Genomic DNA, 23,852 nt, shown 5'->3' on the forward strand with positions numbered 1-23,852 from the left:
GCTAAGCATCGTAATGGTAGTCTGCAGCTGTTGTTAACTGTTCTTATTCCGTGTTTATGTCTAAACTAGAGCACAAGCCTAGGATTCCTTATATTACTAAAGCTACGAAAAGAGGTCTCCGTATGAAGACTCTTGCGTATCTCGCTTCTTTACAAGATGCTAGGCAGCTTGCCTATTCTTTTTTGAAAGATCCCTCTTCTTTTGCTCGGTTAGCTAAAGCATTGATAGCTCCTAAGCCAGCTTTACAGAAAGGCAACCTATTTTTTTATGGTTGTACTAGCGTAGATGATATTATAGAAGAGCTCGGTCGTCCCAATAGGATATTTTTGATCGGATTTTCTTATTGTCAAAAACCTAGGGCGTGCCCTAAAGGACGTTTCAATGACGCTTGCCAGTATGATCCTGCGAATCCTACATGTACTTCATGCTCTATAGGGACAATGATGCGGCTGAATGCTCGTAGATATCATATTGTTATCATCCCTACATTTATAGACATTGCACAACGTCTATACATTTTAAAAAAACGTTATCCTGGGTTCCAAATTCTCTTTGCAGTTACTGCTTGTGAACTTTCCTTAAAGATGTTTGGAGATTATGCCTCTGTAATGAACTTAAAGGGTATGGGCATTAGACTCACAGGACGTATTTGCAATACATTTAAGGCATTTAAATTAGCGGAGCGGGGAATTAAACCAGGAGTCACTATCCTAGAAGATGATGGCTTTGAAGCGTTAACAAGGATCCTTACCGATTATAGCTGTTCTCCTTCCAATAGCGAATTCTGCGCGGTTGATCAGTAGGAGAACGAGTCCCCCAGATAATGTTGTTTTACCATAGGGTTACTAATCATTTGGTTTGAAGACCCTTCAAAGAAAATCTTTCCATCAATAATCAAATAACACCTATCTGCAATAGAAAGAAGCTCTTTAGCATTGTGATCTGTAATTAAGATGCCAATTCCACGTCCTGCAAGAATCTTAATTAGGTACTTCACGTTTTGAATGACCAGAGGGTCTACATTGGCAAAAGGTTCGTCTAACAATAATACGCTAGGATTTAAAGCTAATACACAGGCAATTTCCAGTCTTCGTCGTTCCCCTCCAGAGAGAGTTCCTGCCTTTTTATGTAGGCAGGAACCTAATTGCAAATCGTCCACCAAAGTGTTTAAAAGATGCGACTGCTGTTTCCGTGCTTTGTAAATGATTTCTAAAATGCAAACCAAATTGTCTTGAACCGTTAGTTCTTTAAAAATGGTTGATTCTTGAGCAAGATAGCCAATTCCTAACCGGGCACGATAGTCCATGGTTTTCTTGGTGACATCTACATTTTTAAAGACAATCTTCCCAGAATCAGGGCGAATTAAACCTACAGTAAGATAAAATGCTGTTGTTTTTCCTGCACCATTAGGGCCGAGTAGACCAACAATCTCCCCAGGATTTATTTGGAAAGAAACATCATTGGTAACAGGCTTTTTGTTATACTTCTTTACGAGGTTACAGACAGAAAGTATAGGCATAGAGGCTTATTTCCTTAGCAAAGATAAATAGAGAGTTTTCATCCCTCCTGAAGAACTGTCATCCTTATCTGGAGACTCATGTCCAGGTAAAGGATCTACTTGAAAACGACAGTCATAAACATGTAAAGAACCATCTTGGTAATTGAGTAGTCCCGAGTTTCCTTGGAACTGCATTTGCTTTTCAAAATTTTGTGTTAGGATACGCCCCGATATCCTCGAGAGATACTCTTTGCAGGAATAACTAGATTGCGGGAAATGCAGTTCCATACACGATTTATCAACCTTACAATTGAAGAATCGCTCTTCGGGAGAGCAAATTTGTTTAGAGACTCCCACCTTTTTTATTTTTAAAAAAGGCGGAGATTCTTGAAAGTGTTTATTCATGCAGGAAACATCACAAATTTGATCCACTTGAATAATAGCTACCATAGTCCCAAAAGCTAAAATAAGCAGTCCCACAGAATAAAAGAGACCACAGTATAAAAATTTTGTCATGCTGAGACCATGCTAAACGAACTGACGCAGGTAAATAATTGATCCCAGATAGGAAGGAGAGAGGCCAATTCTTCTAAATTCAACATAGAAGTTGCATCACTTTTCGCTGTTTTGGGATCGGGATGAGCCTCTACAAAAAGGCCATGAGCTCCTGCAGCTAGAGCAGCTCGCGAAAGAGTAGGAATGAATTCTGTTTGACCTCCACTTTCTGTAGAGAGAGCTCCTGGTAGCTGTACAGAATGTGTGGCATCAAAAATTACAGGGAATCCTGTGCGACCTAAGACAGCAATGGAACGCATATCAGAAACAAGGTTGTTATATCCGAAGGTACTCCCCCTTTCTGTGAGTAAGATTTTGTCATTTCCTGTAGAGAGAACTTTATTAATTGGCCCGTGCATATCCCAAGGAGAGAGAAACTGTCCCTTTTTTAAATTTACTATAGCACCAGTCTCTGCAGTTGCAATGAGGAGATCGGTTTGTCTACAGAGGAAAGCAGGAACTTGAAGAATGTCGCAGACCTCAGCGGCTGCATAAGCTTCCTCGGGTGTATGGACATCTGTAAGAATGTTCACTCCAAAAGTTTCTTTAATCTTAGCTAGGATGCGTAACCCCTCTGTTAAACCAGGTCCCCGGAACGAGTTTAAAGAAGAGCGATTTGCTTTGTCGTAACTACTTTTAAAAACCCATTGGATACGATTTGCATAGGGAGCTAGGAGAGACTGTAACTTTGCAGCGATTTCTAAGGTAATATCTTCTCCCTCAATAACACAAGGGCCAGCAATCAGGATCATTTTGTTATTGAACATGACCATCCTTCTTTAGAGTAAAGCAACTATTGATTCTAATTTTCCAGGTTATAAGATCGGAGAATACAATCCAAGTTGCTCCGTAATTTTAAGTAAAATTATAAGAGTGTGGCTATAGAGTTTTTCATTAGAGATTTGTGAAAGAAGCTCTTCGGGGAACAAGAAAATCTTGTGTCAGAATTGACTTTTTTTTTGTTAGATTTATACTGATTGAGGGATTCGCACTTTCGTGCTCAGCACCCCCAATTAAGGTTGAAGTAATACAAAAATATGGACCGATAGCTCAGTGGATAGAGCATTCGCCTTCTAAGCGAATGGTCGCAGGTTCGAGTCCTGCTCGGTCCGAGTTTTTATGGTTAGCCGTGGACTGTTTTTATAAAGCGGCAGCCCTCGGTTTCCCCTTAGGCTAGCAATTTCAATGATAAATACTTAAGCAATGCCTAACACTACTTCTCTTCCATGATTTCTAAACTGACTCTAACATTATTTCTGCTTGCTACAGAAACTAGAAGAGTACGAATAGCTTTAATCGTACGGCCTTCTTTGCCAATAATCTTCCCAATATCAGGTTTAGCTACACTTAGTTCATAGATAATTGTGTGAGTCCCCTGAACTTCTTTAATGTGTACTTCTTCGGGGCGGTCAACTAGATTTTTAATGATATAGGCTAAAAATTCTTTCATAGTAATCCTTAACTGATTCGCGTTGTCTTTAAAAAGAGATGTTAAAAAATGAAATTCAATTTTAATTAATTTTAATGCGTTTTCTAAAATAAATGAACTTTTTAATAGATTATTGTTTGTTTTAAAATCGATTCCAAGAAATTTTTATTCATTATAGTTTTTTCATTACGAAATTCTTTTAGTAAGAGGGAGTGCATATCTTGAGGTAGGCTAGCTTTTAACGAACAAAATTGTAGAGTTTCTGGATGGGTAAATTCCAGGCTATAGGCGTGCAATTGTTGTTTGTCAAGGCCGTAACTACAGTTCATAGAAGAGATCCCATACACAGGATCCCCGAGAATAGGAGTCCCTAAATGTTTCATATGAACTCTAAGTTGGTGGGTCCTTCCCGTCTCTGGAGATAAGGCAACCAAACTCAATTTTCCATTAAAGGCAAGGACTTGGCAATGGGTAATTGCTTCTTTGCCTTGAGAGCTTACAGTCATTTCTTTACGTTTGTTGTGGTGTCGGCTTATGCTTGTATGGATCGTCGTGTGACTAGGTTTGCCTATACAAATTGCTAAATAGCTTTTCTTTAACTGCTTAGTAACAAAAAGGTCGCTGTAGACTTGCTTTGCTTTCCGAGTTTTTGCGGTGATAATCAATCCAGAAGTATCTTTATCGAGTCTATGTACGATTCCTGGCCTCCAGGGTTCCTCAGGAAATTCTCCCTTAAGCCTCTCTCCTATTTCATTGAGAAGAGCGTGAACCAAGGTGCCATGAAAATGACCAGGTGCGGGATGAACCACCATATTCCGAGGCTTATTTATCACTAAGATCATCGCATCCTCGTAAACTTTATTTAGAGGGATCGCTTCTGCTACTAGTTCAAGAAGTTCTTCTTTTTCTTGAATATCTATAGTGACTATATCACCAGAATTTAGGCGTGTGGATACCTTTGTATTTATTTGCCCGTTGATTTGGACAAGCCGATTTAAAATATGTTGTTGGTAGAAAGTTCGGGAATGTGCTGGATGTACCTCGGTAAGATACTTATCCAAACGCCCCGAACTTTCTTTACTTACAGTAAAGGAAACAACAGTTTTCATTGGTATCTTGATAATCTTGTTTACTAGTTTAATATCGAATCAGTTAAGGATCTAGCGATTTTATTGGAAGAAACGATCTTTTTCTGAACCTTAGATACTTAGAAATATTCAAAAATAATCTTATGAGTCTATAAAGATAGAAATATCAAATACGTTGCGATCAAGTGATGGAATCGACACCTCGGCGATCCTATTTATCTCAAACGTAAGGATATCAAAATCGGGAGTGGTCTTGGTAAATGAGATTTTGAAATTTGAGTCAAAGAAAAGACCACGAAATCTTGATTCAGCCATTCTTTAGATATTCTGGGTGGGAAGATAGAGGTCGTTTAAAGTCAACATTTCGAATTTTGAACAGGCAAGCAGCCTTAAAGAGGAAAGGTCCGAACATAAAAATATAGACTTCAATAGACTAGAGACATGCAGGACCATTTTTTGCCATTTCTCTAAAGTCCAAGGAAAATCGGAGAGCTTCTTAGCTAAATAAGGAGTGTTGTGATAAGCAATGAGCGTAAGGTATAAAGGTGAGTCAAGTAAAGATGCCCACCGCTTAGGAGAACCTAGGAACTGTTCTTGCATCAGTCTATCTATTGGAAGAGCTAGGAAATAGGTAAAAGACATTATTACTCTTTATACACAGATCGCATGCGCTTAGAAGCTTTTTGTGCTCGATCCATATCTTTATGTACAAGTCCAAATGTTGAAATTAAAATAGACTGAATGAAATTGTCGTACATCTTTTGCCCTTCCTCAGCCCCTCGTTGTTCGATAAGGGCTAAACGTAGCTGGTCAAGAGTTTTTACAGGACCTTCGAAATGAGGAATGTTTGCCATAGTCATATACTCAGGCACACCGGGTTTTTCTGCTTCGGGAGTTTTTGGAGTTTCTGGTTTTCTTATATAAATGTGACGTGGTTCCATAATCTCGCACTGGAATGGTTATAGTGTCTATAAAGTTAATTCTAATTTAAAAAGAAAATATTTTACCATCTATTATTAAAGAGAAATTTTTTACATAAAACTTAATTTTTAAATTAAGCTTTGTTGTTTCAAGATAGGTCTCTTTGCGATCGTAACATTTGTGATTTGTGTTTTTCTATCTCCTAAGTGACTGTACCGTTTTAAAAGTCCTTTGAGGTACTTGATCGTGACTTCTTTTATTCTTTCAAGATCCTTTTGTATCGCGATTTGTTTTTTTTCTATGACTAGAAGCTCCTTAGTACAAGCTTCTTCGTTAAAACAGAGGATTTTCTTAATAGTTAATGAAGCAAGTTGCGAGGTGTCTTGTTTTGTAGGGGGAGTTGTGAGATCGAGAAGCCAAGGCTCAAGTGCACGTAACACAGCTTGATGTAGGTCCTCAGCGGAAATTTTCTTGTTCATTGCTAGAGATTCTCGGACAGAGTCGTAGAGCTTATGTTTAATAAAGATGTATTCTAAGGTTTTGTGATGATAGTCCCGAGCTAATTGTTCCTGGAGTAATAAAAGTTCTTTTTCAAGGTATCCCTGTAGAGCTTGAGTTTGAAGTTTGAGAATCTCAGATATGGAACACTCTACAGGCTTGTTATTGTAGATCACTGTCGGTTTAGAATAGAGTACCACTTGGCATTCGGTATGCTCGAATAGAGTGGGAAGAACATCTTTTGCTCGAGAGCCTTTAGGAAGTTTAATTTCAATATGGGGGACATCAGTAGAGAAGTCTTGGATGGTATCGATTTTAATAACACCGCGTTTTGCTGCGTTTTCTATAGAACGAATCAATGTCTCAGTTGTAGATTGAGGGCAAATTTGTTTCACTACAAGCGTTTTATCATTAACAATCTCTATAGATGCCCGAAGTGTAATCGATCCCAAACCATCTTGATAATCCGAGGGATCCATCAGTCCTCCCGAAGGAAAGTCAGGAAGTACAGTGAAATTTTTGTTATTTAAAATAGAAATTTGAGCGTTTAGAAGTTCTACAAAATTGTGAGGGAAAATTTTAGTCGTCATCCCTACAGCAATCCCGTCGACACCATGGAGTAAAAGAACAGGAAGCTTTGCTGGCAAAATGTCGGGTTCTTTTTCTCTTCCATCGTAAGAGTCATGGAAAGCAATTAAGTCAGTATTAAAAAGGGTTTCTCGAGCCAAAGGGCTGAGTCGAGCTTCTATGTAACGGGCAGCAGCGTGAGGATCACCTGTAAGAGGATTTCCGAAGTTTCCTTGGGTGTTGATTAAGTAGCCTTTATTTGCTAAGACAACAAGAGCTTCAACAATAGGAGCATCTCCATGGGGATGGAGAGCCATAGTTCTTCCCGCGATATTAGCAACTTTATGCATTTTTCCATCATCTATACGGAATAACGTCCATAGAAGTCGGCGTTGGACTGGTTTTAACCCATCAAGAATATGAGGAATCGCCCTTTCTAAAATCACGTAAGAGGCATAGTGCATAAAATGTGTTCTAAAGAGCTCTGAAACGTCACGCATAAATTAAAAATCAGTAATAAGGTTATCCATAATAAATTGTTTCCTCTCTTTTGTATTTTTCCCCATATAAAATTGTAAAATCGAAGAAATATCCTCTAAAGAAGTGATTGTAACTGGGGTGAGCCGTATGTCAGGACCTATAAAAGCGGCAAATTCTTTAGGAGAAATCTCTCCCAAGCCTTTAAATCTTGTGATTTCTAAAGAGGAGTCCTTGTTTCCGATCTGCTGTAAAGCGAGCATCTTTTCTTGCTCGGAATAGCAGTACAGTGTGGTTGTTTTGTTTCTAACCTTAAATAAAGGAGTTTCTAAAATAAAAAGGTGATTGTTTTCTACAAGGGGCAGCAGTGTTTTGAGGAAGAAAGTAATCAAGAGATTACGGATATGCATGCCATCTACATCCGCATCAGTGGCAAGGATGACTTTGTTATAACGCAGATGTTGGATATCATTTTGAGTAATGCCAAGAGCGGTTGCTAAATAAAATAATTCATCATTTTTATACATTTTGGTTTCTTCTAAAGAAAAGACATTCATCGGTTTTCCTCGAAGAGAAAAAACAGCTTGAGTTAGGGGATTTCTTGAAGCAAGAATAGAGGCAGAGGCAGATTCTCCTTCGGTAAGAAAAATAGAGGAAGCCTCACCATAAAGGGATCGATCGTTATAGTGAAATTTACAGTCCCGAAGTTTGGGAATTTTATAATGTACTTTTTTCTGCTTGCTTTTGAGATCTTGTTTTATAAATTGGATATTCTTTCGAGTTTTTTCATTGAATTTTATTTTTTCTAAAAGAAGGTCAGCAGTAGCCTTATCTTTACGTAACGCCTGAATAATGGCTTCTTTCACATCTTTGATTAAAGGGGTGCGAATTTGTGTGTTTCCAAGCTTATTTTTAGTTTGGGATTCAAAAATGGGGGAGGCTATTTTTATTGCTATACAACCGACGATGCCTTCTCGAATGTCATTCGAAACAAACGTCTTTCCAAAAAATTCATTTACTCCTTTGACTATGGCTTCTTTAAAGGCTGTCAGGTGTGTCCCTCCGTCAAGAGTCTCCTGTCCATTGACAAAAGAAAAGTAGCGCTCCGTATGTCCCTCAAGGTGAGAAAAGATAAAAGATAGATCATCATTTTGAAAAAACAGGGGAGAGTATAAAGGCAGTTCAGGGACCTCTGCATTAAAAAGATCTTTTAGACCATTCCGAGACAAAAATACTTCATCATTAAAGAGGATCTCTAATCCAGGATGTAAGTAAGTGTATTGGCGGGTTTTCTCTTTTAGAAAGTCGTGATTAAAGATATAATCAGGGAAGATAGAAGGATCAGGAGCGAAGGAAACAAAAGTTCCGTCAGGATCTTTGGTAGAACCTTGTTGAGAATCTTGCAGAATTCCTCGACAGAAGGTAGCAAGGTGATACTTTTTCTTTCTTACAGAACGCACAGAAAATATTTCTGATAGCGCGTTAACAGCTTTGAGCCCCACTCCATTCAATCCCACCGAAAAGCGACAAACATCCTGGGTATACTTAGCTCCCGTATTGATTTTAGAGACACAATCTATAAGTTTGCCTAAAGGAATACCGCGACCCTGATCTTGGATTGAAATCTGCTTGTCGTTAGCAGAAATTTGTAAAGATTTGCCATGGCCCATGATGAATTCATCAATCCCATTATCAACAACTTCTTTAAAAAGAGTGTAAATGCCATCCTCTCTTTGAGAACCATTGCCTAGCCTTCCAATGTACATTCCAGCCCGGAGACGAATGTGATCAAGAGAGGCTAAAGAAAGAATACTTGCTTCTGTATATGCCGCCATGTGTTTGGTATTTTGTTGAATTTTTAAGAAGAGCGGATAGGTCAATCTTTTGATTGTTTATCTATTTTGCAACAAGAAAAGGGATAAGCTCAACGCATAAAGTCTGCCTTAGGGCTAAATGGATCTTGAGGTAATTGACTGCTATTCCGTTGATTCAGCTTTAAACTGCATATCCGTGAAAGTCTTATCATGTAACAACAGAATCCTTTCAACTCTCTTAGAAGCCTAAAGTGCATCTTAACCGAACATCTTTTTCCTAATCAAGAAAGAACAAAGCATCGAAATTATGAAAATAGGCGATACTTCTTCTTTGATTTCCACTAAAGATGGGAGTTAAAATTATGTTTTGATTTTTTTAAGACAACTTAAAGAGCCTGTGCTATATGCGAAAGAAAGAAGCCTTCAAAGCCTAATGAGCAACCATAAATAGATTATTTGATGGCTTCTAATTTTCTCTTCGTCTATACAGCTAAGTTACTTTTCATTGGTGAATTTGGTATAAGTTTCCTTCATACTGTTCTGAAATTATCGAATCGTGCTTATGGTGTTAGGAGTTGTTGGAATCAGTTATCGTGAAGCCGCTTTAAAAGAAAGAGAGCGGGCTATTCAATACCTACAATCTTTTGAAAAAAATCTTTTTCTAGCACAGTGTTTTTTAGGCGAAAGAGGCGCATTTATCTCTTTGCTTACTTGTCATCGAGCGGAACTTTATTATTATTCAGAAAGTCCTGAAATTGCTGAAGCAGCGCTGCTTTCAGAATTTACTTCTCAAGGAATGTGTCCATATCGCCATCGAGGTTTGTCCTGCTTTACTCACCTATTTCAGGTTACGAGTGGTGTAGATAGTTTGATTTTTGGAGAAACTGAAATTCAAGGACAGGTAAAACGGGCGTATTTGAAGGGAGGAAAACAAAGAGATTTGCCCTTTGAGCTTCATTTTTTATTTCAAAAAGCTTTAAAGGAGGGTAAGGATTATCGCTCACGAAGAGCGTTTCCCCAACATGAAGTGAATATAGAAACTATCGTTGAAGAGACTCTCCTTAGCTATGGTAAGTCCATAAATACGAACTTCTTATTCGTGGGGTACTCAGATATTAATAGGAAAGTAGCAGCCAGGTTGTATCAAAGTGGCTACTATAAGATTACCTTTTGTTCTAGACAAGAGGTAACTGGCCCATACAGAACCTTATCTCGAGAAGATCTCTCATTTAGAGAGCCGTATGATGTCATTTTCTTTGGTTCGTCAGAGCCTGCCTCTCAATTTTTTGACCTTTCCTATGAAAGTCTTGCTAGCATTCCAGATCGTATTGTGTTTGATTTTAACGTGCCGCGAACATTTTTATGGAAAAAACCCCCAAAACATTTTATTTATTTAGATATAGATTTTATTAGTGAATGCGTGCAAAAAAGATTGCAATGCAGCAAAGAAGGAGTAAATAGAGCGAAACTTTCTTTAACTTGTGCCGCAAAAAAACAATGGGAAATTTACGAAAAAAAGAGCTCACATATATCCCAGAGGCAAATTTCAGCTTCTTGCGTGCATTCTGTTCTAAGCTATTGATGCTTTAATGCCTAATTCATCTCTTGACATATACAGCTTTCGAAAATACTCTAAACTTTCATTAGAAGTACGAATACCCTCCGATGTCTACGAGGGAATGAGCGTATTCTGGTTAACTGATAGATTATAATTATTAAATCTTGTCATGGATTTAGCTCGATTTTTCTTGTGGTCTCTTGTTCTTTATAATGAAAAAGATGAACAAAAAAAATCACTTAATGCTATTTCTACAAATGAGAAATCGTTTTTATTTTTAAAGTTCGTATTGGCATAACTCGATTTAAAGGAAGAAAAAGCAGGTTTTAGAAATGAGATTGTCTCGATTCCTCACGGAGCAAAGACAACCATTGCTGCGTTGGAAAACACGAGTATGTTGGAAAAATTAATAAAAAATTTTGCCACGTATATGGGTATAACGTCAACTCTTGAGTTGGATGCTGACGGGGCCTATGTCTTACCTATAAGTGAGGTAGTTAAAGTGCGTGCTCAGCAAAATGCTGATAACGATATTGTTTTAAGTGCTTCGTTAGGAGCTTTGCCTCCGTCTGCTGATACAGCAAAAATATACTTGCAAATGATGATTGGCAATCTATTCGGTAGAGAAACAGGAGGCAGTGCTTTAGGTTTGGATTCCGAGGGCGGTGTTGTCATGGTTCGCAGATTTTCTGGGGATACTACATATGATGATTTTGTGCGACATGTTGAGAGCTTTATGAATTTTTCAGAGACATGGCTGTCAGATCTTGGCCTAGGTAAATAGTAACAGGGTGGAATAAATGGCAGTACGATTAATTGTTGATGAAGGCCCCTTGTCTGGTGTAATTTTTGTTTTGGAAGATGGGGTAAGTTGGTCTATAGGACGCGACTCTAGTGCTAATGACATTCCTGTTGAAGATTCCAGACTCGCCTTATCTCAAGCTCTTATCAATAAAACAGACGAAAGTTACTATATCACAAATTTAGATGATACGATTCCTATTTTTGTAAATGATGTTGAGATCCAAGAAACTACACAGTTGGAAAACGAAGATACGATCCGCTTAGGAAGCAATCAGTATTCTTTCTTATTAGATGAATTTGATCCTCAAGACCTTGTTTATGATTTTGATCTCTCTGAAGAAAATTTTTCTAATGCTTCTGAGGATTTGTCCGATAGTAATAAACAGGTAAAAGTTACTGAGTCTCGGCAAGCTTCGCAAACAGATAGCTCAGCGAAGGCTAAGGAAAAGCCAGCGGATCAGAGAAGTGGTGATCCAATTACAAGTAAGGATCAGGAGCTTGCTGACGCTTTTCTTGCATCAGCAAAAGGAAAAAAAAGTCAGCAAAAAGGTAGAATTGCCAAAGGGGATTTCCAAGAATCTTCACAAGAATCTTCGAGTCCAAAGGCGCAAAATGCAAACGATTCTCCGAAAGGAGAAGAAGGAACCAACGAACCCCAGAATGCCATTATGGAAGATAACGGAGCTTCGCCTAGTCAAGATCCGCAACCAAAGTCAGCAGAACCTTCTCTTAAAAAAGCTTCTACGGATACGACTCCTCTGAAAGAAAAAGAACCTGTAAAAGAAGAAAAGATCGAAAGAAAAGAAAAGCCTGCTTCTCGAGAAAAAAAAGATGAACTTGAGATCGAGGAGAGACAGAAAAACTCTGACGAAGTAACAGCTGGTGATTCACAAAAAGACGAGGAAGATAAAGAAGCAGAAGAAGCCTTTTTACAAGAAGAAGAAGTTGCTGAAGGTGCGGAAGATTCTGACACTGCCAATGATAAAAATGAACCCGCTGCACAGGATGGCCAAGAAGGCGCTAAGAAAGTCGAGAACGAAAAGAGCTCTGTTTTATCCCCGTTTCATGTTCAAGATCTATTCCGATTTGATCAGACAATTTTCCCAGCAGAAATCGATGATATTGCCAAAAAAAATATATCTGTAGATTTGACGCAGCCTCCTCGTTTTTTACTTAAAGTTTTAGCTGGAGCTAATATTGGTGCTGAGTTCCATTTAGATTCAGGAAAAAGCTATATTTTAGGTACAGATCCTACAACTTGCGACATAGTATTTAATGACTTAAGTGTTTCGCATCAACATGCTAAAATTGTTGTGGGTAATGATGGTGGTATCATTATCGAAGATCTCGATAGTAAAAATGGCGTGATTGTTGAAGGACGAAAAATTGATAAGACTTCCACGTTGAGTTCAAATCAAGCGGTAGCTTTAGGAACTACGTTATTTTTACTTATAGATCATCATGCTCCAGCGGACACTATAGTCGCCTCTTTATCTCCCGAAGATTACAGTTTATTTGGAAGACAGCAAGATGCCGAAGCATTAGAAAGACAAGAGGCTCAAGAAGAAGAAGAAAAGCAAAAACGAGCTACACTACCTACGGGATCTTTCATTCTTACTTTATTTATTGGTGGATTGGCTATTCTATTTGGTATAGGGACAGCCTCTCTTTTCCATACAAAAGAAGTGGTTCCTTTAGAAAATGTCGATTATCAAGAAGACCTTGCCCAAGTTATAAATCAGTTTTCCACTGTGCGTTATACATTTAATAAAACGAACAGCCAACTTTTTTTAATCGGACATGTCAAAAATAGTGCGGACAAAAGTGAGCTACTCTATAAAGTAGATGCTCTTTCCTTTGTGAAATCTATAGATGATAACGTCATTGATGATGAAGCTGTTTGGCAAGAGATGAACATTCTTCTCTCAAAGCGTCCCGAGTTTAAGGGAATCAGTATGCATTCCCCAGAACCAGGGAAATTTGTTATCACAGGCTATGTTAAGACTGAGGAGCAAGCTGCTTGTCTCGTTGATTATTTAAATATACATTTTAATTATCTCTCGCTACTAGAGAATAAAGTTGTTGTTGAAACACAAATGCTGAAGGCAATTGCGGGCCATCTTCTTCAAGGAGGTTTTGCAAATATCCATGTTGCCTTTGTGAACGGTGAGGTTATTCTTACTGGTTATGTGAATAACGATGATGCAGAGAAATTCCGTGCTGTTGTTCAAGAACTTTCAAGTATCCCTGGGGTGAGGCTAGTCAAAAATTTTGCTGTCTTACTTCCTGCTGAAGAGGGAATCATAGATTTAAACTTACGTTACCCGAATCGTTATCGTGTTACAGGCTATTCTAGATATGGGGAGATAAGTATCAATGTAGTTGTCAATGGCAGAATCTTAACAAGAGGGGACGTGATTGACGGTATGACAGTAACAAGTATACAACCCAATGCGATCTTTTTAGAAAAGGAAGGGTTGAAATATAAAATAGACTACAATAAATAACCAATTACTGGGGTTTATTAATTATTTATATTTAGGTAGATATTCTATGTTTAATATGGAAAATACAGCGAAAGAAGAAAAAAATTCTCAGCCGCTGTTAGATTTAGAACAAGATATGCAAGATCATAACAGAGCTCAAGAACTTAAAGCTAGTGTGCAAGATAAGGTTCATAAGTTAAATGCACTTCTTCGAGAAGGATCCGATAAAGAATCTTTTGGACAACAACAAGTGTTGTTAGCGGGCTATGTAGCTTTACAGAAAGTTCTGGGTCGGATCAACCGCAAGATGATATAAAGGTCCAGAGGAGAAAAATCTATGGCTACAAATAAAAGTTGTACAGCATTCGATTTTAATAAGATGCTAGACGGCGTATGTACTTACGTGAAGGGTGTTCAACAGTATTTAACTGAATTAGAAACATCAACACAAGGTACTGTTGACTTGGGAACTATGTTCAATTTGCAATTCCGTATGCAGATCTTATCACAGTATATGGAATCTGTATCGAACATCCTAACCGCTGTGAACACAGAAATGATCACAATGGCTAGAGCAGTTAAAGGAAGTTAATAATATAAGAGAGAGATCATGGCAGATTTGGAAATATTTGAAGCAGACTTTGCTTTGTTATTTGAAGCAGGCCTTTTGGCCATTAAACAGGGAGATGAAGATAGCGCAAGAAAGTTATTTCAATCTCTGCATATTCTAAACCCTAATCATTATGGTCATGATCTAGGACTCGCATTGATTTCTTTGCATAAAATGGACCTTTTTGATGCTGAAGAACGTCTAAGTAAACTTGTAAAAGACAATGAAGACAGTTGGAGTATAAAAGCATTTTTATCTCTTACACATATGCTCATCGTATTGCATCAAGAGAGTTCTTTTGAAGTGCGTAGAGAGAGTCTAGAAAGTTGCCTAAAATTTGCTGATCAAGTGATAGCAAATTGTGAAATAGAATCCACAAGAGCTCTTGCTCAGTCTGTCTTAGACTGGCATGATACTTTAGTGGCAAAAAGTGCAGGTCCTTTAGGCTAAGCTTTTAGGACAAAAATAGTAAGATGGTTTCATTGCTTTATGATAGACCCTATAGAATGTTTCCCCAATCTTGATGGCGATTCAGAAACAAAATCTCTAACTCAAAATTCTGGCACTCCCCTAGTAAGTGAGTTAAAAAAAGATATTTCTCCCTTTGCTTTGGGATCTTATGTTGCGCCTAAAAATGACGCTCTTATCGAAGGATTTAAGCCGAATCCTATGGCGATGATGCAAGACCAAAATTCTAATTTAATCGATCCTGAGCTGCAAGAGGCCTTGGAATCAGAAGAACTCCAAGAGCAAATCAACAACCTTAAAGGGCGTCTCTGGGATTTCCGCTCGACTTTCGAAGATAGTCAGACAACAGCACAGTTTGCAGATGAGCATTTTCAAGCTGTAGGAGTGATTATAGATTTAATTAACGAGGACTTAAATACGATTGCTGAACATACGCAACAAGATACTAAGAAACAAGATCAAGAAGAAGACTCTTCGGTAACAAGAAAAGTCATTGATTGGGTTTCTTCTGGAGAGGAAGTTCTAAATCGTGCGTTGCTCTACTTCTCTGATAGAGATGGTAATCGTGAGAGTTTAGCAAACTTCCTTAAAGTACAATATGCTGTACAGCGAGCTACGCAAAGAGCAGAACTTTTCGCTAGTATTGTAGGTACCTCAGTAAGTAGCGTGAAAACGATTATGACAACGCAATTAGGCTAACATGGATCAGTTAACAACCGATTTTGACACTCTCATGTCCCAACTTGGGGATGTGAATCTTACGACTGTAGTAGGCCGTATTACAGAAGTGGTCGGCATGTTAATCAAAGCCGTAGTTCCTAATGTACGCGTTGGAGAAGTGTGCTTAGTGAAGCGTAGTGGTATGGAGCCACTCGTTACAGAAGTCGTTGGTTTTACCCAGAGTTTTGCTTTTCTCTCTCCTTTAGGAGAGCTGTCAGGAGTGAGTCCTTCTTCGGAAGTGATTCCTACAGGACTTCCTCTACATATTCGAGCAGGAAACGGCCTTTTAGGTCGAGTTCTAAATGGGTTAGGAGAACCTATAGATATAGAGACTAAAGGTCCACTACAGAATGTGGATCAAACATTTCCTATTTTTCGTGCACCTCCAGATCCCTTACATAGGGCGAAATTACGACAGATTTTATCTACGGGTGTACGTTGTATAGACGGTATGCTCACGGTCGCTAGGGGGCAGCGTATAGGAATTTTTGCTGGTGCTGGAGTGGGAAAATCTTCGCTCTTAGGTATGATCGCAAGAAACGCTGAAGAAGCCGACGTTAATGTAATCGCGCTTATTGGAGAAAGGGGGCGCGAAGTACGTGAGTTTATTGAGGGGGATTTGGGAGAAGAAGGCATGAAACGTTCGGTAATCGTCGTTTCTACTTCTGACCAATCGTCGCAATTGCGACTTAATGCCGCCTATGTAGGAACTGCAATTGCAGAGTATTTCCGTGATCAAGGTAAAACCGTAGTACTAATGATGGATTCTGTCACTAGGTTTGCTCGTGCATTGCGCGAAGTGGGGTTAGCCGCTGGAGAGCCCCCTGCTAGAGCAGGATACACTCCATCGGTTTTTTCCACACTACCGCGTCTCTTGGAAAGATCGGGAGCGTCCGATAAGGGAACAATTACAGCATTTTATACGGTCTTAGTCGCAGGAGATGATATGAACGAACCTGTTGCCGACGAAGTGAAATCGATTTTGGATGGGCATATTGTTCTCTCCAATGCATTAGCTCAAGCATACCATTATCCTGCAATTGACGTACTTGCTTCCATTAGCCGACTACTTACGGCTATTGTTCCTGAGGAACAACGACGGATTATAGGTAAAGCAAGGGAAGTTTTAGCTAAATACAAAGCCAATGAGATGCTTATCCGTATTGGAGAATACCGACGGGGCTCTGATCGTGAGGTAGATTTTGCTATCGATCACATTGACAAATTGAATCGATTTTTAAAGCAAGATATCCACGAAAAGACAAATTATGAGGAAGCAGCACAGCAACTGCGCGCCATTTTCCGCTAAATAAAGAGTAGTACACTGTGGCCAAATATCCACTAGAGCCTGTTTTAGCGATTAAAAAGGATCGTGTAGATAGAGCAGAAAAAGTTGTTAAAGAAAAACGACGTCTTTTAGAAATAGAACAAGAGAAATTACGAGAGAAAGAAGCCGAACGCGATAAAGTTAAAAATCATTATATGCAAAAAATCCAACAACTCCGTGATTTGTTGGATGAGGGCACAACCAGCGACGCTGTTTTACAAATAAAGTCTTATATCAAAGTCGTCGCAGTGGAGCTCTCTGAAGAAGAAGAAAAGGTCAACAAACAGAAAGATGTTGTGCTCGCTGCTTCTAAAGAACTTGAAAAAGCAGAAGTAAATTTAGCTAAGCGTAGAAAAGAAGAAGAGAAAACGCGACTCCATAAAGAAGAGTGGATGAAAGAAGCTCTCAAAGAAGAAGCTCGCGCTGAAGAAAAAGAACAAGATGAAATGGGGCAGCTACTTTTTCAACTGCGCCAGAAAAAAAAACGTGAATCAGGGGGAAGCTAGTTCATGGAATTAAACAAAACAACAGAATCATTATATACCTCTAAAGCAGATACTCATACTGTGAACCAAAACTCTGCTCCTGAACCTAGAGATAATCGCGATGTAAAAGTATTTTCTTTGGAAGGGAAGCAAACACGGCAAGAAAAAGTTACTTCAAGTAAAGGAAATTCTCGCACAGAATCTAGAAAACTTGCTGATGAAGAGAAGCGTGTTAACGATGAGATTGCTGAAGTGGGATCTAAAGAAGAAGACCAAGAATCTCAAGAATTTTGCTCTGCTGAGAATGCTTTTGCTGGAATATCCCTTGTAGATATCGCAGCAGCTGGATCCTCAGAAGCTGTTGTAGAAGTTGCTCCTGTAGCTGTTGCTGGTATCGATATGCAGTGGATAGAAAATGTCATACTTTCTACTGTAGAATCTATGGTGATTTCCGAGATCAACGGTGAGCAACTTGTGGAATTAGTCTTGGACACTAATACCAATGTTCCTGAAGCCTTTGCTGGAGTAAATCTTACACTAGTACAATCTGGACAAGAGCTTTCTGTGCAGTTTTCAAGTTTTGTAGATGCTGTACAGATGGCAGAAGCTGCGGATCTCATTACGAGTAATCCTAGCCAACTGACTTCTTTAGTGAGTGCTTTGAAAAATCATCAACTCACATTAAAAGAATTTGCAGTTGGAAATCTTTTAGTACAACTTCCTAAACTCGAAGAAATACAAACTCCTTTACATATGATTGCATCTACAATTCGTCATAGAGAAGAAGATAAAGATCAAAGAGATCAGAATCAAAAACAACAACAAGACGATAAAGAGCAAAATCCTTATAAAATTGAAGAAGCACGTTTATAAAGGTAATTTATGGCAGTAGCAGCCGATCCTAGTGTCAGTTGGTTAAAATCTCGGAATAGTTTCTTAAATTCCCTAGGGAAGTCTGAGGAGCAGGTTGCTGCTCCTGAGTTTCCTAAGGAGCTCTGCCAACATAAAATTAAAGAGAAATTCCGGCTCGAAGATGCTCAGGTTTCTATAAAATTCCGGGGATCTATAAGTGCTGTAGAAGCCACTAAAGAATTTGGTGTGCACCTCTTAATACAACCTATGGTAGTCCAACCTTGGGAAAAAGATACTCTTTTGTTCCTGACATCCGAAGAAGACCTCCAGGAGCTCATGGTAGCAGTATTTGATGACGCCAGCCTTTCTTCATATTTCTATGAGAAGGATAAACTTCTCGGTTTTCATTATTATTTTGTAGCAGAAGCCTGTAAATTATTTGAAGAACTGCAGTGGGTTCCCTCTTTGTCTGCCAAAGTCGGGGGTGATGCCATGTTTACAGCTACAAGTTTGCAAGGCTCTTACCAAGTTGTAGATGTTTCTCTTCGCCTAGATGGGAAAAATGTTCGCTTTCGTCTCTTGTTGCCAGAGGAGACGTTCGAAAGTTGCCACAAGTTTTTCTCAGGTCTTCATGAGGAGTCCGATCTTCGTAATATAGATCAAACGCAACTGATCTCTCTTTCTGTAGAAGTGGGTTATTCTCAGCTCACTCAAGAAGAATGGCATCAAGTAGTCCCAGGATCATTTATCATGTTAGATAGTTGTCTTTACGATCCTGAAACAGAAGAAAGTGGCGCTTTACTCACAGTGCAAAAACATCAGTTTTTTGGCGGACGTTTTTTAAGCCTTTCCTCTGGAGAATTTAAGATCACGAGTTATCCTAACCTGACTCATGAAGACCCTCCTCTTCCTGAAAATCAACAAGCTCCTGCAGCCCCTCTTCCTGGATACAGTAAGCTCATAGTCGAAGTAGCAAGGTATTCCTTAGCTGTCGATGAGTTTATAAAATTAAATTTAGGTAGTGTGTTGAGCTTGGGAAATCATCCAGCATACGGTATCGATATTATTTTAGATGGCGCTAAGGTCGGCAGAGGCGAAATTATTGCTTTGGGAGATGTTCTAGGTATTCGCGTTCTAGAGGTATAAAGAAAGATTTGATTTATGGATTGTCCCAGTGATGTCTCTCTTCCTGAACCTCAGGTGATTGGTGGATATCATGTTAAAAAAATATTGAGTAAAAAATTAAGAAGCAGAGTTGTTCAAGGCCTACATCCTGAAACACGACATCCTACAGTCATAAAAGTTTTTTCTCCCCCTCCTTCCTTCAATAGTCGCTCTGTTCACAACTTTCTTAAGGAGGCACAGAGTCTCCATCAAATTACTCATCCTAACATTGTTAAGTTTTACCGCTATGGCAAATGGCAAGATTGCTTGTACATTGCTATGGAATATATAGAGGGGATCTCTTTAAGAGATTACATCCTTGCGCAATTTATCTCTTTACCCCAGGCCATAGATATCATCTTTGATATTGCCCAAGCTTTGGAACACCTCCATAGTCGCAATATCCTCCACAAAGATATCAAACCTGAAAATATTCTGATTACTCCCCAGGGTAAAATCAAATTAATAGATTTTGGACTTGCTGATTGGGATATAGCAATCCACGCTGCGCATCCTGCCATCACGGGAACGCCGTATTATATGAGCCCAGAACAACGCCAAGGAGAGTCCCATTCTCCTGCTTCAGATATTTATGCTTTAGGTTTATTAGCTTACGAGTTGATCTTGGGGCACCTTTCTTTAGGAAGAGTCTTTCTTTCGTTAGTTCCTGAAAGAATAAGCAAAATTTTATCCAAAGCATTGCAACCTTCTCCTAACAATCGCTATCGGTCTATTCGAGAGTTTATCCAGGATATACATCACTACCGTATGTCTGGAGAAATGCAAAAGGATATACGCATCAAAGATCACACCGCTACTCTCTATGAACAGCTCCAAGCACAACGATTCTGGTTAGCACCAGAATCGTTAAAGTTCCCAGATTTTATATCAGGTGTTCTCTATCATCAAGGATATCCCTTGTATCCTCATGCATATTGTGATACGTTGCTTGAAGGCGATGTTGTTAATCTATGGTTAGGTTATAGTCCTACAAGTAATGCAACTATAGCTTTGTCTGTTATAAAAAGTTTAGTTTGCCAACAAGATCTACAGCGGCCTCTTTTAGATAGAATATGCGAAATCAATGAATTCTTGATTCGCATGGAAATACCCATGGATGAGATGGGAATCTCTATATTCTGCCTTGAGATTTCGAAAGAAAATAAGGAACTCTCTTGGATAGCTTGTGGGAAAACCGTTTTCTGGATAAAAAGACAGGGAAGGGTTTTCCAAGACTTTGAGAGCTTTTCTCCAGGATTGGGGAAAATTACTTCTTTACAAATTCGAGAAACCAAGGTTGCATGGGAAATAGGTGATGAAGCTGTAGTGCGTACGCTGGAATTAGACGAGTCTTTTGCATCCTTAAAACAAACCCTATCACTCGCAGAGTTGCAAGATAGAAGGCAAAAAGCTATATTCTGTCCCATAGAGAGCATACGCGGTGGAATACAGGGTCGTGTGAATGAAAGTACCTCTCCCTCAATGCTTATTAGCTTAAAAAGAATCCGGTGAAAACTGTGACATTGAACATTGGAAGAAAAATCTTGCAAGTCATCAAAAAAAAGAAAAAAAAGATCGGGATTTTAAGTGGTCTCTTTTTTTTAGATTTAGTTTTACTTGGTGTAAGTTCGCAAAGGTCTATAGAGACCTCCGAAAATGTGAAACACAATCTTAGAGATGAAAGAAATTATGAAAAAAAACAGATAGCCGCTTGTCCTAAAAACTCAGCAGGTTCGCTTTCAGCAAAGAAAAGTCATAGCAAGAAAACGACTCCAGGTTCTATCCCAAGTAAAGTCTTCTCTAAATTCGACTCAGCTAAAGATAAAAATTTTCAAAAAACTTCAGGATCTACATTTCTAGCAAAACCTACTACTTTGCGAGAAATTGAAGAGAGAAAAAAAACGCAAACAAGTCGTAAATCTACCGCAGAGTCAAAAAAGTCTCCACGTTTTTTACCAAAACAAGAAGTCGAAGAATCTATTCCCGCGATTTCTAAAGAGAAACTTGACAGCATACAAGTTTGGGAAGAGAAACAAAATTATGCTCGCCGAGCAGTAAATGCTATTAATCTGAGTATAAAAAAACAACTTGAAGAGCAAGCTTCCTCGATTATAGAGAAAGAGGTTAAAGGTAAAACAAAAGCAACAATCGATTCTTCTTCTAAGCAAAATGTCTCAAATTCTTCACCATCTACGCCAGGAATAGAGAAAGCAGCAGCGACAATGCCTGCATCTCAAGAACAGTCTGAAGAGGATAAAGTTAAAGAACGTTTGTCAAAACGGGAAATTACCTGCGAAGATCTTAAAGATAATGGCTATACTGTAAATTTTGAAGATATCTCTATTTTAGAGTTGTTACAGTTTGTAAGTAAAATTTCTGGAACGAACTTTGTCTTTGATAGCAACGATTTGCAGTTCAATGTGACTATTGTTTCTCACGATCCTACTTCTGTTGATGACTTATCTACAATCTTGTTACAAGTCCTAAAAATGCATGACTTGAAGGTTGTTGAACAAGGAAATAATGTCCTTATTTATCGTAATCCACATCTTTCCAAGCTCTCGACAGTAGTAACAGATACCTCCTTAAAGGAAACTTGTGAAGCTGTTGTTGTTACCCGGGTGTTCCGTCTCTATAGTGTCAGTCCTTCTGCAGCAGTAAATATTATTCAACCTCTACTTTCCCATGATGCTATCGTTAGTGCTTCCGAAGCCACACGTCATGTTATCATCTCGGATATTGCTGGCAATGTCGATAAAGTTAGTGATTTGCTCGCTGCTTTAGATTGTCCAGGCACAACTATAGATATGACTGAATACGAAGTTAAGTATGCGAATCCTGCGGCTCTTGTTAGCTACTGCCAAGATGTTCTTGGTACCATGGCCGAGGATGATGCTTTCCAAATGTTTATTCAGCCTGGAACTAATAAAATTTTCGTCGTCTCTTCACCACGTCTTGCTAATAAGGCTGAGCAACTCTTAAAATCTTTAGATGTCCCAGAAATGGCACATACTCTAGATGATTCTGCAAGTACTGCCTTGGCTTTGGGAGGAACAGGAACCACTAATCCTAAGAGTTTGCGATTCTTCATGTACAAGCTGAAGTATCAAAATGGAGAGGTGATTGCTAATGCTCTCCAAGATATTGGTTACAACCTATATGTAACCACAGCTATGGATGAAGACTTCATTAACACTCTCAATAGTATCCAGTGGTTAGAAGTTAATAACTCCATAGTCATTATCGGAAATCAAGGGAATGTAGACAGAGTTGTTAGCCTGTTAAATGGTTTGGATTTACCCCCTAAACAAGTCTACATTGAAGTTTTAATTCTAGATACCAGTTTAGAAAAGTCTTGGGACTTCGGAGTTCAATGGGTAGCATTAGGTAATGAACAAAGTAAAGTAGCTTATGCTTCTGGACTATTGAGCAACACAGGAATAGCAACACCTACAAAAGGAACAATTCCTCCCGCTACGCCAAATCCTGGTTCTATCCCTCTTCCTACACCAGGTCAGTTGACAGGATTTTCTGATATGCTGAACGCCTCATCGGCATTTGGTTTGGGAATTATCGGAAATGTCCTGAGTCATAAAGGTAAGTCTTTTCTCACTTTAGGAGGCTTATTAAGTGCTTTGGATCAAGATGGCGATACTATCATTGTTTTGAATCCTAGAATTATGGCCCAGGATACACAACAAGCGTCGTTTTTTGTAGGACAAACTGTTCCTTACCAAACAACAAACACCATCATTCAAGAAACAGGCACTGTAACTCAAAATATTGATTATGAAGATATTGGAGTTAACCTTGTCGTTACCTCTACAGTTGCCCCCAACAATGTGGTTACTCTACAAATCGAACAAACCATATCAGAATTACATTCTGCTTCTGGATCGCTAACTCCAGTGACAGATAAAACTTACGCAGCGACACGTTTACAAATCCCCGATGGCTGTTTCTTAGTTATGAGTGGGCATATTAGAGATAAAACTACAAAAGTAGTTTCGGGAGTGCCTTTGCTAAACTCGATACCATTAATCCGTGGTTTGTTTAGCCGTACCATCGATCAAAGGCAAAAACGCAATATAATGATGTTTATTAAGCCTAAGGTGATTAGTAGTTTTGAAGAGGGCACTCTTGTTACTAATAAGGAAGGATATAGATACAATTGGGAAGCTGATGTAGGATCAATGCAAGTGGCTCCTCGCCATGCTCCTGAATGCCAAGGACCTCCTTCTTTGCAGGCTGAAAGTGACTTTAAAATGATAGAAATAGAAGCGCAGTAGTGGTATATAAAAGAGAAAGATGATATTCTACGCCATGGGATAGCTTCTAACTCTGTTGCATTCAGGGGGAAAGCCAAGAAGGTATATTGTCTGCCGTATGACTTTATGTTTTCTTGGCTTTTTTGTACCCTGCTTCCTACTACATGCCTAAATAGCTCAGTTGGTAGAGCAACACATTCGTAACGTGTAGGTCGCTGGTTCGATCCCAGTTTTAGGCATAAATCCTTTAAAAAATATTCCTC

At 38.9% G+C, this 23,852-nt stretch carries 23 protein-coding genes and 2 tRNA genes; 16 read left to right on the plus strand and 9 right to left on the minus strand.

Annotation, left to right across the window (positions count from 1 at the left end):
- Window positions 1-56: 56 nt before the first annotated feature.
- On the plus strand, window positions 57-803 hold the full coding sequence (locus tag CMV32_RS02780) for a hypothetical protein (protein WP_239923143.1): 747 nt from the start codon (window positions 57-59) through the stop codon (window positions 801-803).
- Here the strand turns inward: CMV32_RS02780 and lptB are convergent.
- Genes lptB through kdsA form a run of 3 tightly spaced genes read right to left on the minus strand, consistent with a single transcriptional unit; the run spans window position 797 to window position 2,820 of the window.
- On the minus strand, window positions 797-1,519 hold the full coding sequence (gene lptB, locus CMV32_RS02785) for an LPS export ABC transporter ATP-binding protein (protein WP_100934422.1): 723 nt from the start codon (window positions 1,517-1,519) through the stop codon (window positions 797-799). The genes CMV32_RS02780 and lptB overlap by 7 nt on opposite strands.
- Before the next feature lie 6 nt (window positions 1,520-1,525).
- Entirely contained in the window at window positions 1,526-2,014 is a 489-nt protein-coding gene (locus CMV32_RS02790) for a DUF1137 domain-containing protein (RefSeq protein ID WP_100934423.1), read from the minus strand.
- Window positions 2,011-2,820, minus strand: a complete 810-nt coding sequence (kdsA, locus tag CMV32_RS02795) for a 3-deoxy-8-phosphooctulonate synthase (protein WP_100934424.1) — start codon at window positions 2,818-2,820, stop codon at window positions 2,011-2,013. Before kdsA ends, CMV32_RS02790 begins: the two co-directional genes overlap by 4 nt.
- 272 nt (window positions 2,821-3,092) lie before the next feature.
- Here kdsA and CMV32_RS02800 point away from each other — a divergent pair.
- Window positions 3,093-3,165: transfer RNA gene (locus CMV32_RS02800), tRNA-Arg, on the plus strand.
- A gap of 101 nt (window positions 3,166-3,266) precedes the next feature.
- On the opposite strand, the gene CMV32_RS02805 is transcribed toward CMV32_RS02800, so the two are convergent.
- The 6 genes from CMV32_RS02805 to CMV32_RS02830 all read right to left on the minus strand — a co-directional run bounded on the left by CMV32_RS02805 (window position 3,267) and on the right by CMV32_RS02830 (window position 8,868).
- On the minus strand, window positions 3,267-3,503 hold the full coding sequence (locus CMV32_RS02805; protein ID WP_100934425.1) for a KH domain-containing protein: 237 nt from the start codon (window positions 3,501-3,503) through the stop codon (window positions 3,267-3,269).
- Window positions 3,504-3,604: 101 nt separating this feature from the next.
- Window positions 3,605-4,591 carry an RluA family pseudouridine synthase gene (locus tag CMV32_RS02810; protein ID WP_100934426.1) on the minus strand — a complete coding sequence of 329 codons (987 nt, stop codon included), beginning with the start codon at window positions 4,589-4,591 and terminating at the stop codon, window positions 3,605-3,607.
- Between the two features lie 297 nt (window positions 4,592-4,888).
- Window positions 4,889-5,212, minus strand: a complete 324-nt coding sequence (locus CMV32_RS02815) for a hypothetical protein (protein WP_100934427.1) — start codon at window positions 5,210-5,212, stop codon at window positions 4,889-4,891.
- 2 nt (window positions 5,213-5,214) lie between these two features.
- On the minus strand, window positions 5,215-5,511 hold the full coding sequence (locus CMV32_RS02820; protein WP_100934428.1) for a CT656 family putative T3SS effector: 297 nt from the start codon (window positions 5,509-5,511) through the stop codon (window positions 5,215-5,217).
- A 108-nt stretch (window positions 5,512-5,619) separates the two neighbouring features.
- Window positions 5,620-7,056: a DNA gyrase subunit A gene (locus tag CMV32_RS02825; protein ID WP_100934429.1), complete on the minus strand. Its 1,437-nt coding sequence runs from the start codon at window positions 7,054-7,056 to the stop codon at window positions 5,620-5,622.
- A 3-nt stretch (window positions 7,057-7,059) separates the two neighbouring features.
- Complete coding sequence (locus CMV32_RS02830) at window positions 7,060-8,868, minus strand: DNA topoisomerase IV subunit B (RefSeq protein WP_100934430.1); 1,809 nt, start codon at window positions 8,866-8,868, stop codon at window positions 7,060-7,062.
- Window positions 8,869-9,409: 541 nt separating this feature from the next.
- Between CMV32_RS02830 and CMV32_RS02835 the strand changes: the two genes are divergently transcribed.
- The 14 genes from CMV32_RS02835 to CMV32_RS02900 all read left to right on the plus strand — a co-directional run bounded on the left by CMV32_RS02835 (window position 9,410) and on the right by CMV32_RS02900 (window position 23,828).
- Window positions 9,410-10,429, plus strand: coding sequence for a glutamyl-tRNA reductase (locus CMV32_RS02835; protein ID WP_100934431.1), 1,020 nt, complete (start codon window positions 9,410-9,412; stop codon window positions 10,427-10,429).
- 370 nt (window positions 10,430-10,799) lie between these two features.
- On the plus strand, window positions 10,800-11,189 hold the full coding sequence (locus tag CMV32_RS02840) for a type III secretion system chaperone (RefSeq protein ID WP_100934432.1): 390 nt from the start codon (window positions 10,800-10,802) through the stop codon (window positions 11,187-11,189).
- Between the two features lie 16 nt (window positions 11,190-11,205).
- Window positions 11,206-13,716: a type III secretion system inner membrane ring subunit SctD gene (gene sctD / locus CMV32_RS02845; RefSeq protein WP_100934433.1), complete on the plus strand. Its 2,511-nt coding sequence runs from the start codon at window positions 11,206-11,208 to the stop codon at window positions 13,714-13,716.
- A 16-nt stretch (window positions 13,717-13,732) separates the two neighbouring features.
- The gene (locus CMV32_RS02850; protein WP_338028201.1) at window positions 13,733-14,011 is read left to right on the plus strand and encodes a DUF5398 family protein; all 279 of its coding nucleotides are present in this window, start codon (window positions 13,733-13,735) and stop codon (window positions 14,009-14,011) included.
- A gap of 21 nt (window positions 14,012-14,032) precedes the next feature.
- Window positions 14,033-14,287, plus strand: coding sequence for a DUF5407 family protein (locus CMV32_RS02855; RefSeq protein WP_010883348.1), 255 nt, complete (start codon window positions 14,033-14,035; stop codon window positions 14,285-14,287).
- 18 nt (window positions 14,288-14,305) lie between these two features.
- The gene (locus CMV32_RS02860; protein WP_100934435.1) at window positions 14,306-14,755 is read left to right on the plus strand and encodes a CdsG family type III secretion system protein; all 450 of its coding nucleotides are present in this window, start codon (window positions 14,306-14,308) and stop codon (window positions 14,753-14,755) included.
- 39 nt (window positions 14,756-14,794) lie between these two features.
- Entirely contained in the window at window positions 14,795-15,472 is a 678-nt protein-coding gene (locus CMV32_RS02865; RefSeq protein WP_100934436.1) for a CT668 family type III secretion system protein, read from the plus strand.
- Between the two features lies 1 nt (window position 15,473).
- The gene (gene sctN / locus CMV32_RS02870; RefSeq protein WP_100934437.1) at window positions 15,474-16,802 is read left to right on the plus strand and encodes a type III secretion system ATPase SctN; all 1,329 of its coding nucleotides are present in this window, start codon (window positions 15,474-15,476) and stop codon (window positions 16,800-16,802) included.
- Window positions 16,803-16,819: 17 nt separating this feature from the next.
- Window positions 16,820-17,326, plus strand: coding sequence for a type III secretion T3S chaperone (locus tag CMV32_RS02875; protein ID WP_100934438.1), 507 nt, complete (start codon window positions 16,820-16,822; stop codon window positions 17,324-17,326).
- A gap of 3 nt (window positions 17,327-17,329) precedes the next feature.
- A complete protein-coding gene (locus CMV32_RS02880) occupies window positions 17,330-18,178 on the plus strand; it encodes a DUF5421 family protein (protein ID WP_100934439.1) in 849 nt (282 codons plus the stop codon).
- A 9-nt stretch (window positions 18,179-18,187) separates the two neighbouring features.
- Window positions 18,188-19,303, plus strand: a complete 1,116-nt coding sequence (sctQ, locus tag CMV32_RS02885) for a type III secretion system cytoplasmic ring protein SctQ (RefSeq protein WP_100934440.1) — start codon at window positions 18,188-18,190, stop codon at window positions 19,301-19,303.
- Between the two features lie 15 nt (window positions 19,304-19,318).
- Complete coding sequence (locus CMV32_RS02890; protein WP_100934441.1) at window positions 19,319-20,833, plus strand: serine/threonine protein kinase; 1,515 nt, start codon at window positions 19,319-19,321, stop codon at window positions 20,831-20,833.
- The gene (locus CMV32_RS02895; RefSeq protein ID WP_100934442.1) at window positions 20,830-23,610 is read left to right on the plus strand and encodes a secretin N-terminal domain-containing protein; all 2,781 of its coding nucleotides are present in this window, start codon (window positions 20,830-20,832) and stop codon (window positions 23,608-23,610) included. The genes CMV32_RS02890 and CMV32_RS02895 overlap by 4 nt, the downstream gene beginning before the upstream one ends.
- A 145-nt stretch (window positions 23,611-23,755) precedes the next feature.
- A tRNA-Thr gene (locus tag CMV32_RS02900) sits at window positions 23,756-23,828 on the plus strand.
- The last annotated feature ends 24 nt before the right edge of the window (window positions 23,829-23,852 follow it).

Source organism: Candidatus Chlamydia corallus, assembly GCF_002817655.1.
In the GTDB taxonomy this organism is placed as follows: domain Bacteria; phylum Chlamydiota; class Chlamydiia; order Chlamydiales; family Chlamydiaceae; genus Chlamydia; species Chlamydia corallus.

Bases quoted from the DNA above. Each gene is read 5' to 3' on its own strand.
- CMV32_RS02780 (WP_239923143.1), top strand. From the start codon at position 57: ATGTCTAAACTAGAGCACAAGCCTAGGATTCCTTATATTACTAAAGCT.
- lptB (WP_100934422.1), bottom strand. From the start codon at position 1,519: ATGCCTATACTTTCTGTCTGTAACCTCGTAAAGAAGTATAACAAAAAG.
- CMV32_RS02790 (WP_100934423.1), bottom strand. From the start codon at position 2,014: ATGACAAAATTTTTATACTGTGGTCTCTTTTATTCTGTGGGACTGCTT.
- kdsA (WP_100934424.1), bottom strand. From the start codon at position 2,820: ATGTTCAATAACAAAATGATCCTGATTGCTGGCCCTTGTGTTATTGAG.
- CMV32_RS02805 (WP_100934425.1), bottom strand. From the start codon at position 3,503: ATGAAAGAATTTTTAGCCTATATCATTAAAAATCTAGTTGACCGCCCC.
- CMV32_RS02810 (WP_100934426.1), bottom strand. From the start codon at position 4,591: ATGAAAACTGTTGTTTCCTTTACTGTAAGTAAAGAAAGTTCGGGGCGT.
- CMV32_RS02815 (WP_100934427.1), bottom strand. From the start codon at position 5,212: ATGTCTTTTACCTATTTCCTAGCTCTTCCAATAGATAGACTGATGCAA.
- CMV32_RS02820 (WP_100934428.1), bottom strand. From the start codon at position 5,511: ATGGAACCACGTCACATTTATATAAGAAAACCAGAAACTCCAAAAACT.
- CMV32_RS02825 (WP_100934429.1), bottom strand. From the start codon at position 7,056: ATGCGTGACGTTTCAGAGCTCTTTAGAACACATTTTATGCACTATGCC.
- CMV32_RS02830 (WP_100934430.1), bottom strand. From the start codon at position 8,868: ATGGCGGCATATACAGAAGCAAGTATTCTTTCTTTAGCCTCTCTTGAT.
- CMV32_RS02835 (WP_100934431.1), top strand. From the start codon at position 9,410: ATGGTGTTAGGAGTTGTTGGAATCAGTTATCGTGAAGCCGCTTTAAAA.
- CMV32_RS02840 (WP_100934432.1), top strand. From the start codon at position 10,800: ATGTTGGAAAAATTAATAAAAAATTTTGCCACGTATATGGGTATAACG.
- sctD (WP_100934433.1), top strand. From the start codon at position 11,206: ATGGCAGTACGATTAATTGTTGATGAAGGCCCCTTGTCTGGTGTAATT.
- CMV32_RS02855 (WP_010883348.1), top strand. From the start codon at position 14,033: ATGGCTACAAATAAAAGTTGTACAGCATTCGATTTTAATAAGATGCTA.
- CMV32_RS02860 (WP_100934435.1), top strand. From the start codon at position 14,306: ATGGCAGATTTGGAAATATTTGAAGCAGACTTTGCTTTGTTATTTGAA.
- CMV32_RS02865 (WP_100934436.1), top strand. From the start codon at position 14,795: ATGATAGACCCTATAGAATGTTTCCCCAATCTTGATGGCGATTCAGAA.
- sctN (WP_100934437.1), top strand. From the start codon at position 15,474: ATGGATCAGTTAACAACCGATTTTGACACTCTCATGTCCCAACTTGGG.
- CMV32_RS02880 (WP_100934439.1), top strand. From the start codon at position 17,330: ATGGAATTAAACAAAACAACAGAATCATTATATACCTCTAAAGCAGAT.
- sctQ (WP_100934440.1), top strand. From the start codon at position 18,188: ATGGCAGTAGCAGCCGATCCTAGTGTCAGTTGGTTAAAATCTCGGAAT.
- CMV32_RS02890 (WP_100934441.1), top strand. From the start codon at position 19,319: ATGGATTGTCCCAGTGATGTCTCTCTTCCTGAACCTCAGGTGATTGGT.